The organism is Streptomyces niveiscabiei (genome assembly GCF_033794345.1).
GTDB classification, from domain to species: Bacteria; Actinomycetota; Actinomycetes; order Streptomycetales; family Streptomycetaceae; genus Streptomyces; species Streptomyces niveiscabiei.
This window is the reverse complement of record NZ_JARAYJ010000052.1, coordinates 38792-49613: the sequence shown is the minus strand read 5'-3', so window position 1 is coordinate 49613 and position 10822 is coordinate 38792. Positions and strand designations below refer to the sequence as shown.

Here is a 10822-nt window from a genome sequence, read left to right as displayed (position 1 = left end):
CGCCGAGCGGGCGACGACCGAACCAACGAACCTGAACACCCGTCAACCCCTCCTGACCAGCTGATCAACATCTCTCGCGCAGCGGGGGAACCTCAGAGTTGAAGGCGGAATGAAACCACCGTGTGACGTGCGACATATTCAGTTGACCGCGTGAAGTGAGGATGTCTTTACTTTCCGTACCTTTACATGATCCATACAAGGGGGGGCTCGGTGAGGGTGGAGCAAGGCACAGGTGTGTCTGCGTCCGCGAGACGAAGAACGCGGGGGGCGTTGCTGGGAGGTGTGGCGGCTTCTCTGATGCTGTCGCTGCTGCCTGTACTTCCAGCGGCGATGGCAACAGCGGCGTCGGTATCCGGAGAGGCAGGGCCGGAGTCGGCTTCGGCTCGGGCCCAGGCGTCGGGTGAGTCGGTCGAAGTGACATCGGAGCGCACCGAATACACCACGACGACGGCGAACCCTGACGGTACGTTCACGCTGACGCAGTCCACAGCGCCGCAGCGCGCTAGAGCGGCTGATGGCGGGTGGCGTGACGTGGACTCCACCCTGGAGCGTCGTGCGGACGGCAGCATCGGGCCGAAGGCTGCTGTCGTGGACCTGCGCTTCTCCGATGGCGGGGACGGCGACGGCATCATTCATCTGGGTGGCAGAAGCGGTTCACTCACGCTCGATTGGCCAACGGCTCTGCCCGTGCCGACGTTGTCGGAGGACACCGCCACATACTCCGAGGTGTTCGACGGCGTTGACCTGCAACTGACGGCGACCCCTGAGGGGTATCGCGAGGTACTGGTCGTCAAGACGGCTGAGGCAGCCACGAATCCGGCGCTGGCACAGATCAAACTGGATGTGCACGCGGATGGCCTGCGAGTGGTCGCGGGTGCGGGTGGCGGTATCAGCGCCTTGGACGAGAACGGCAACGCCATCTTCAAGGGGCCTGCGGGGCTGATGTGGGACTCTGCCGGCGCATCGGCTTCGTCGGCAAGTCCGCAGATGGTGACCACGAAGACCGTTGGATCAGTGTCTTCGTCACAGGCCACGTCGGTCGAGGAAGTGGGAGAGCAACCGGAGGACAAGGGTGTCGCCCCGTCCAAGGGTGATGCCAGTGCGGTTCTTCCGGTCCAGGTGCATGACGGCGCGGTCTCCGTCGCTCCCGACCTCGGCCTGTTGCGCGGTACGAGCACGGTCTATCCGGTCTACATCGACCCGCCCCTGGGCCTGGGTTACTCGGAACGCACGGTGCTGTCCTCCGACGGCGACCGGTTCTGGCAGTTCAACGGTGAGTACGGCGTGGGCCACTGCGGCAGCGCGGACGGCTACTACTGCGGCAACAACTACACCAACCGCATGTACTACGAGTTCGCGCCGACGAAGCTGGCGGGCAAGAAGATCCTCGACGCCACCTTCCGCGCGTACGAGACATGGTCGTTCAACTGTGACGCGCACTGGGTGGATCTGGTCCGCACGGACAACATCTCCGAGGCAACCCGCTGGCCAGGACCGACGCAGCGCGACTGGATGGGCGACCGTTACGTCTCCAACGGGCGAGGGGATCTGTGCAGTCCGTCGCAGCCCAAATCCTGGGTGGAGTTCAACGACAATCCGGCTGAGCCGGACGAGAACCTGACGCCCGCGGTGCAGGCGTTGGCGGACGGCAGGATCGCTCGCCTGACGCTGATGCTCCGGGCAAAGGACGAGGGCGATCCGCGTGCGTGGAAGCGCTTCAACCAGAACGCCGAGTTGCAGATCCAGTACGTTCCCAAGCCCGGGGTCCCCACTCAGGTTGGTGTGATCCCCGGCGACGGAACGACCGCGTACTGCGAGCCCGAGGCCAAGCCCACGATCGTCACACGGGCGGACCCGATCGTGCAGGCGGCAGTCCAGACACAGGTGCAGCCGGCGTCCGGTGAGTACCAGGGTGCGCTGCGTTCCTTCCTTTCCGTGGAGAAGAAGGGGGCTGACGGAAAGTGGGGTTCCTCGTGGTCGGCGACGTCGCCTTCGACGGGGTACCACGTGGACAACACACTGGAGAAGGTGCGGATCTCGGCCCGCGAAGACGGTGCACTGTACCGGTTGAGGGCGCTGACCCAGTCGCACTGGACGTATGCCGGCGTCACGTCGAGCGCCTCGTCGTCGTATTCGCCTTCGTCATGGTGCTACTTCAAGATGGACACGACCGCCCCCAAGGCTCCTCAGATCACCCCTGCGGAAGGCAATCCGTACACGTGCACGGCAGCGGCCACCTGCGCGGGTACCGGGGGTCCCGGGGTGGTGGGCAAGTTCAAACTGACGCCTAACACGAGTGACAAGGACATTGAGGGGTACCGCTGGTACCTCCAGGATCCGCGTACGGTCCGGGAGACGGATCCGGCCCAGCCCGCCTCGGAAGCGGTCGTCGACGTGACACCTCGAACGGGTGGCACGCTGACTCTTGTCGTCGAGGCACGGGATGTACGCAAACGGTGGGGGCCGAAGGCGGAGTACTCGTTCAAGGTGGCGCTGCCCGCAGGACCCACCGGCGAGTGGAGGTTCTCGGAAGGAACCGGAACGACGGCCGCCAACACCAGCCCGGACGGATCCCGGCAGCCCGTCACGCTGTATACCCAGTCCGATGCAGCCGCAACGTGGTCCGTACAGAGCCGTCGCGGTGAGGGCGACCACTCCCTGCGACTGAACGACGACCTCAGCGACCCCGCGAAGCGCGTCGGCTACGCGACGACTCCGATCCCGGTGAACACCGCGAACTCCTTCACCGTGTCGACGTGGGTGATGCTCACCGACGCCTCCTCCACCAGAGCGGTGCTGGCGGCTCCCGGCACGAACGGCGTCGCATTCACCGTCTACTACTCGGCGGGGGACAAGAAGTGGGTCCTCAACCGCACGAACCACGACGGCACGACCGGACTGGTCGCAATCCGGTCCGTGGCCGACTACACCAACCCGCCGGTGAACGTGTGGACCCACCTGGCCGGTGTCTTCAGCACAGGGACCTGCACGCAAGCTCCGTGCGCCAATGGCCAGCCGGTGGAGGCGGACGACACGCTGCAACTGTTCGTGAACGGCCGTCCGCAGGGCTCGCCGGTGAACCTGAAGAGCACTTCGTCCACGTACCAGCCGTGGTCCGTCACCGGTGACATGCAGATCGGGCGGGCCCGGGTGAGCGGTGCCTACACGCAGTACTTCATGGGTCGCATCGACGAGACCAAGGTGTGGCAGCGCGCTCTGGACGAGGAAGATCTGCGCTGGGAGAGCGCGCTCAAGACGGACAACGTCGCCGCCACGGAACTCGTGGGCCAGTGGAAGGCAGACACCGCCGCCACGGGTGCGACGACGATCAGTGAATCGACCCCGTACCCGGCGGGCGACCTGAAGCTCACCAACGCCACCGTGGACAGCGACGGCGTAGTGGCGCTGAACGGCACTTCCGCCTACCTGAGCACGACCGGCCCTGTGACCGACGAGTCCGCCTCCTTCACGGTCACCGCGTTCGTCAAGCTCGACAGCGCCAAACTCGCGGACAAACCGGTCGGCTACCGCGCGCAGGTCTTCGGCCAGGCCACCCCGGCAGGCGGCCAGTCGTCCTGGGCGCTATGGGTGGAGAAGCTGGAGGCGAACACCTTCGTATGGCGTTTCGGCCGCACGGCGGTCGACGGCACAGGCAAGGTCGTCGCGACCGCAGTAGTCGGCAGCGACGATGTGGCGGTCCTGGACGACGGGGTCCAGATCACCGGCGTCTACGACGCGACGGAGATGACGGATTCGGGCTCCTTCGGGAAACTGCATCTTTTCCTGAGTGACGCCGAACAGGTCACCGACACCGCAGCCGCCGACTTCTCCGCTTACGGCCAGGGCAGTGGAGAACTCGCTGCCGGACGTGGTGCGGCTGCCGGAACTGTCGGTCACTACCTGCCTGGTTCGATGAGCGACGTGCGGGTCTGGGCCGGGGCGATGTCCGCCAATCAGATTTCCGCACAGGTCCTGCTCCCTGTTCCCACGGCGTAACACCCGATTCAGGTGGGCGGCGGTACGACAGACCGCCGCCCACCGCGACAACGGGCCCCGTTCTGTCGGGCCCATCTGTGACGACGCGCCATGTATCGCTGAGCTGTGCCTCCTCGGGTGCTCCCGCGATGCCTGGCGCCCGACGAGCGGAAGAGGATGAACAGACACAGATCCCTGCTGCCGCGCAGTGACAGCACGACGAGAAGACGTACCTGGACACGCCGGACAGCCTTCGTCGCCGGCTTGCTGCTGGTGCCGGAACTCCTGGTGCCGGTCGCCTCGGCAGAAGGAACCGCCGCTGCTCTGGGGCGGCCCACGCTCCCCGCCCACCAGGCGGACAAGGTCTCCCCGTTGACCGCGAAGGTCGACAAAAAGACCGAGGCCGAGATGAGAAAGGCGGCGGCGGAGACCCGCGCGGCCATCGCGCGCGCCGCCACCGACCAGGCGAAGAAACCGATATGGCCGCAGGTCGGCAAGGCCACTTTGACCGTGCCCGTCTCCGGAACGGCCTCCGCCAGGGCCGGTTCCCTGCCCGTAACTCTGTCGCCCCCAGCAGCCACACCGAAGAGCAAGAAGAACAGGGCGTCAGGCTCCCTCACGGTCGAGGTCCTAAGCCGTGCCGAGACCAGCAGGCTGGGCGTCAAGGGACTGGTCGTCAAGGTGACCGGCCCGGCGGCCGGCGGCTCGGCAGCGCTCGGCGTCGACTACAGCGGCTTCGCGTCCGCCTACGGTGGTGACTGGGCGGGCCGCCTGGAAGCCTCGCGCCTGCCGGACTGCGCCCTCAGTACCCCCGCCGCAGCCAAGTGCCGCGCTCTTACGCCTCTCACGTACGCCAACGACCGTGCCGATCACCAGCTCACGGCACAGCTCGACTTCCAGCCCTCAACCGCAGGCCGTCAGAGCCAGGCCGTGACCGCCGCCTCCGGTCCGACGATGCTGATGGCCCTAGCCGCCGGTGGCGCTTCCGCACGTGGTGACTACAAGGCGACGCCCCTGTCCGCGTCGTCGTCGTGGGAAGCCGGCGGCTCGTCAGGCTCCTTCACCTGGTCCTACCCATTCAGGACTCCGCCGGCCGCGGCCGGCCCGAGCCCGAGCCTGTCGATCTCCTACGACTCCGGCAGCGTCGATGGACGCACCGCGTCCACCAACAACCAGGGCACGGCGGTCGGCGAGGGCTTCGACCTCACGTCGTCCTACGTCGAGCGCAAGTACGGCTCCTGCGACGACGACGGCCAGAGCGACAAGTTCGACCTGTGCTGGAAGTACGAGAACGCCTCCCTCGTGCTGAACGGCAAGGCCACCGAACTGGTCAAGGACGACACCTCGGGTGGATGGCGGCTGAAGAACGACGACGCCTCCACCGTCACCCACTCCGTAGGAGCCGATAACGGCGACGACGGCGGGACCCTCGACAAGGGCGAGTACTGGACCGTCACTACCGGCGAGGGCACCAAGTACGTCTTCGGCCTGAACAAGCTCGACGGCGCCGCAGCCGCCGACCGCACCAACTCGGTCTGGACCGCCCCGGTGTTCGGCGACGACGCGGGCGAGCCCGGCTTCACCTCCGGCGACACCTTCGCGGAACGAGGCAAGAAGCAGGCGTGGCGATGGAACCTCGACTACGTCGAGGACACCCACGGCAACGCCATGTCGTACTGGTACGAGGCCGAGTCCAACAACTACGACCAGCTCGGCGACGACAACACCGGCACCTCCTACACGCGCGGCGGTTACCTCAAGGAGATCCGCTACGGGCAGCGCAAGGGCGCCCTCTTCACGACCACGGCGACCGCTCCCGCCGCGTCCGGCAAGGTGGTCCTCGGCTACGACAAGCGGTGCGTCCGCGAACTGGGGTCGTCCTGTGCCGAGCTGACGGAGGACAGCAAGGACGAGTGGCCGGACGTCCCGTTCGACGCGATCTGCAAGGACGGCGACAAGTGCACCGGCAACGTCGGCCCGGCGTTCTTCACCCGCAAGCGACTGACCACCGTCACGACCTACGCCTGGAACGCGGCAGCAGCCACGCCTGCGTTCGAGCCGGTCGACGAGTGGAAGCTGAAGCAGACCTATCTCGACCCCGGCGACACGGGTGATTCGGCGGACCAGTCCCTGTGGCTCCAGGAGATTCGCCACACCGGCAGACACGGCACAGCGCTCACCCTCGACCCGGTCACCTTCACCCATGAGTTCCTGTCCAACCGCGTCGACGGAACCACCGACGACATCCTGCCGTTCCACAAGCCCCGGTTGAAGACCGTCACCTCGGAGAGCGGCGCCCAGACAATCGTCAGCTACCTGCCGGAGGACTGCGTCGCCGGACAGACTATGCCGGCGGTCGACAAGAACACCCGGCGTTGCTACCCCGTCCGCTGGGCCCCCAACGGCGGCAAGACCACCATCCTCGACTGGTTCCACAAGTACCCGGTCCAGGCCGTGTCCACCACCGCACCCAAGGGCGGCCTGGAAGCGGTCGAGCACACCTACGCCTATGGCCCCAGCGGGGGCGCCTGGCACTACGCCGACGACCCGCTCACGAAGGAGAAGGACCGCACTTGGTCGTCCTGGCGCGGATACGACCAGGTCACCCACGTCGTCGGCAAGGCCGGCGGCACTCAATCCAAGACCGTCACCTACTACCTGCGCGGCATGAACGGCGACCGCGTCCTGGGCGCCGACGGCACGCTCGACCCCGACGGGCGCAAGACCGTGTCCGTCACCGGTCTCAAGGCTGCTGCCTTCACCGATCAGGAACAGTTCGCCGGCTTCACCCGTGAGAGCGTCGTCTACAACGGCGCCACCGCGATCACCAGCACGGTGAACACTCCCTGGTCCAGGCGCACCGCCACCCAGCACAAGTCCTACGCCGACACCGAGGCGTACTTCGTGCGTACCGCTGCGACCACCACGCACACATACATCACGTCAGGCGGCACACCGTCCTGGCGCACCCGCACGGTGAACACCACCTTTGACGACACGTACGGCGTGCCCGTCACGGTCTCCGACCGCGGTGACGACAGCAAGCTGGGTGACGAGACCTGTACCCGCACCTGGTACGCCCGCAACAACGCGGCCGGCCTCAACAACCTCGCTTCCCGCACCCGTGTAGTGGCGAACACCGAGACCAACCCGGTCACCGACCCCTGCACCATCAAGGAAGCGGACCTGGACCTGCCCGCCGACTTCGGTAGGCCGGGGCAGATCATCTCCGACACCGCCACCAGCTACGACACGGCGTCCGAGTGGAGCGCCACCCAGACACCCACCGTGGGCGAAGTCCGCTGGACCGGCCGTGCCAAGGGCTACACGAACGACGACCAGCCCCAATGGCAGAAGACCGCCACCCTCACCTACGACACGCTCGGCCGCACCGCGACCACGGCGGACACCAACGGTCTCATCACGACGACCACCACCTACGACCCTCCCGCCTCCGGTCCCCTGACGTCGACGACGGTCAAGAACACCCTGCAACACGGCACCACGACCCTCGTCGACTTCGCGACCGGGTCCCCCACCAAGGTCACTGACCCGAACGGGAAGATCACCGAGACGGAGTACGACGCCCTCGGACGCCTCACCAAGGTGTGGCTGCCCAATCAGCTGAAGGCCCTCAACCGGTCCCCGAACCAGGTCTACACCTACAGCGTCACCAACGCGGCCATGCCCTGGGTGTCCACGGCCACCATCAAGGGCGACGGCTCCGGCTACAACACCAGCTACGTCCTGTACGACTCACTGCTGCGCCCGAGGCAGACCCAGACCCCCTCCCCGGCCGGTGGCACGGTCATCGCGCAGACCCTGTACGACTCACGCGGCCTCACCGTCTCCGCCCAGGCGGACATCTGGGCCAACAACCTCCAGCCGTCCGGTACCCCGGTCGAGATCGACGGCGGACAGCCACCCGTCCAGACCGACACCACCTACGACGGCGCCGGACGCGCCGTGAAGACGGTCACCAAAACCCGCAACGTCGCCCGCTGGACCACCGAGACGGCCTACCTCGGCGACACCGTCACCACGACCGCACCGGCCGGCGGCCAAGCCACCGCCGTCATCAGCAACACCCTCGGCCAGACCACCGAACGCCGCGAGTACGGCGGAGCGCAGCCGACCGGCAGCGACTACACCACCACCAACTACACGTACACCCCCGCCGGGAAGCAAGCGACGATCACCGGTCCGGACAAGGCCACCTGGTCCTACGCCTACGACCTGTTCGGCCGCCAGACCTCATCGACCGACCCGGACAAGGGCACCTCGACCAGCGTCTACAACGAGCTCGACCAGATGGTCAGCGCCACCGACGTCGGCCGCGGCAAGACCCTCGTCAACGCGTATGACGGCCTCGGCCGCAAGACCGGACTGTGGGACGGGATCAAGGACCAGGACCACCAACTTGCCGCCTGGGAGTACGACAAACTTCTGAAGGGGCAGCAGGACACCGCCATCCGCTACGACGGAGGATCCGGCACCACCGGCAAGGCGTACACACGGAAGGTCAACAAGCGGGACAACCTCTACCAGGTCACCGACAGCAGCCTCGTCCTACCCGATGGTGACGCCCTGGTGACGGCGGGCGTTCCCAAGACCCTGACCTCCACAGCCGTCTACCTCCTCGACGGCAGCGTCAAGCAGGCAAGCAATCCCGCCGTCGCCGGGCTCGCCGCCGAGACCGTCTCCTACAAGTACAACCCCATCAGCGGCCTCCAGACCGAGGCAACAGGCGCCACCGGATACCAGCTCGGCGCCACCTACGACCCCCTCGGCGACCTCACGCAGGCCGTCCTCGGCACGGACGGCACCAGCTCCGCCAAGAAGGCGTACCTCAACTACTCCTACGAGGCGGGTACCCGTCGCCTCACCCGGTCCTACGTCACCACCGACGCCCACAGCTATCCGCTCCAGGATCTCAACTTCACCCAGGACGACGCGGGCAACGTCACTTCCATCCTCGACACCACCACACTCGGCGGCACCGCCAAGGCCGACAACCAGTGCTTCACCTACGACGGCCACAGCCGCCTGACCGAAGCCTGGACGCCGAGAACCGCCGACTGCGCGACCGCGGGCCGCACGACCGCCAACATCGACGGCGCGGCGCCCTACTGGACGTCGTACACCTACACCCAGGGCGGCCAGCGCAACACGGAGACCCAGCACACCTCCACCGGCGACCAGAGCACCACCTACACCTACAACGACATCACAGACGCAAAACCCCACACCCTCGACAAGACGACCGGCGCCCGCGCCGCCAGCTACATCTACGACGCGGCCGGCAACACCATCGCCCGCCCCGGCCCCACCTCCCAGCAGACACTGACCTGGAACTCCGAAGGCGAACTCGCCAAACTCACCGAGAAGTCCAAGGAAACCGGCTACCTCTACGACGCCGACGGTGAACTCCTCATCCGCAGAGCCAAGGCAGACGGCGACACCGTCCTCTACCTGGGCGGCACCGAGGTCCGTCTGACCGTCACGGGTACAGTCAAAACCCTTACGGGCACCCGCTACTACACTGCCGCCGGGCAGAACATCGCGGTCCGCACAGCGACATCGGGAGTGTCGGGCACCAAACTCACCTTCCTGGCCGCCGACCACCACGGCACCTCCAACATCGCCATTGAAGCCAACACCTACACACTCACCAAGCGCTACACCACCCCCTTCGGCGCCCCCCGAGGCACCACCACCAACTGGCCCGACGACAAGGCATTCCTCGGCAAACCCGCCGACGAATCAACAGCACTCACCCACATCGGCGCCCGCGAATACGACCCGGCAATCGGCCAGTTCATCAGCGTCGACCCTGTACTCGACCCCAGCCAGCACCAGTCTCTCAACGGCTACGCCTACGCCAACAACACCCCCGTCACCTCCAGCGACCCCACAGGTCTCTGGATCGACGACGGAACAGGCCACAGCGAACCCAACCCCGGCGGCGCTGGCGGCCCCACAAGCCCCACCCCCGGAGTCCCCTCCGGCGGCAAAGGCCGGCCCGCTTGCTATTACTACAATTCCTGCGGCCAGTCTCACAGCGGTGGCGGAACAGCCTCTACCGGATCAGGGTCTAGTAGTAGCGGGTCATCGACCTGTATTCCGATGACCTACTGCGGAAGAGCTCCGCTCGGCCCTGCCGTCGGACCGAAGTCCACTTTTACCCCCTACCTGCCTCCAGGCGTTGCACACCCTGACTACTTGCAGATGCGCAAGTGCGCCGGACAACCCATTTTGCTTGAGTGCAACCCGGAGGACGCGACTCTCGGTGGGGGAAGCGACGATCTCCGACTGATTGGAGTCAAGTGGTTCACTGGCGATCTGGAATCGAGCGCCCTCTACGGAGAAGACAGTCGAGTGGCTGAGCAGGTAATGATGAGCGATGTGTCTGCCAGCCAGCGGACTGCGATTGTTCAGAAATGGATAAATGGACAAACAGAAGGATCTCTTAAATCCTATTCAATCGGGGAGAAGTCCGGAAGGGAGAAATTTCGACAATTCCTCTCCGATCAATGGTCCATCGCTACTGGAGATCACAATACGGCAACCGCCGTACTCGGCTCCTATACCGCCAAGTATAAGATCCTTCGAGCTAATACGACGGGAATACAGGCGCGAATCACGATAAAGAACGATATGACCTTGTCGTCTTTCGCCCATATAGCCACTGGCTACGGAACCCTGGCGGATAAGGCTGTCCAGAAGTTCGATTCGGACGGTATACCAGTCTCACCGTACAGCTTTTTCGGCTCCGGAGCGTCACATCAGATGACCATCACGTTTCGGATCATGATCCCCTTCTAGATAGAAGGTCGCACCACTAGTC

General features: G+C 65.7%; 2 protein-coding genes. Both read left to right on the top strand.

Annotated features, from left to right (window positions below):
- Positions 1-297 precede the first annotated feature (297 nt).
- Positions 298-3996, top strand: a complete 3699-nt coding sequence (locus PV682_RS40025; protein WP_319737308.1) for a LamG domain-containing protein — start codon at positions 298-300, stop codon at positions 3994-3996.
- Between the two features lie 156 nt (positions 3997-4152).
- On the top strand, positions 4153-10800 hold the full coding sequence (locus PV682_RS40020; RefSeq protein ID WP_319737306.1) for an RHS repeat-associated core domain-containing protein: 6648 nt from the start codon (positions 4153-4155) through the stop codon (positions 10798-10800).
- Positions 10801-10822: the final 22 nt, after the last annotated feature.

Coding starts and splice junctions, on each gene's coding strand:
- PV682_RS40025 (WP_319737308.1), top strand. CDS start 298: ATGCTGTCGCTGCTGCCTGTACTTCCAGCGGCGATGGCAACAGCGGCG.
- PV682_RS40020 (WP_319737306.1), top strand. CDS start 4,153: ATGAACAGACACAGATCCCTGCTGCCGCGCAGTGACAGCACGACGAGA.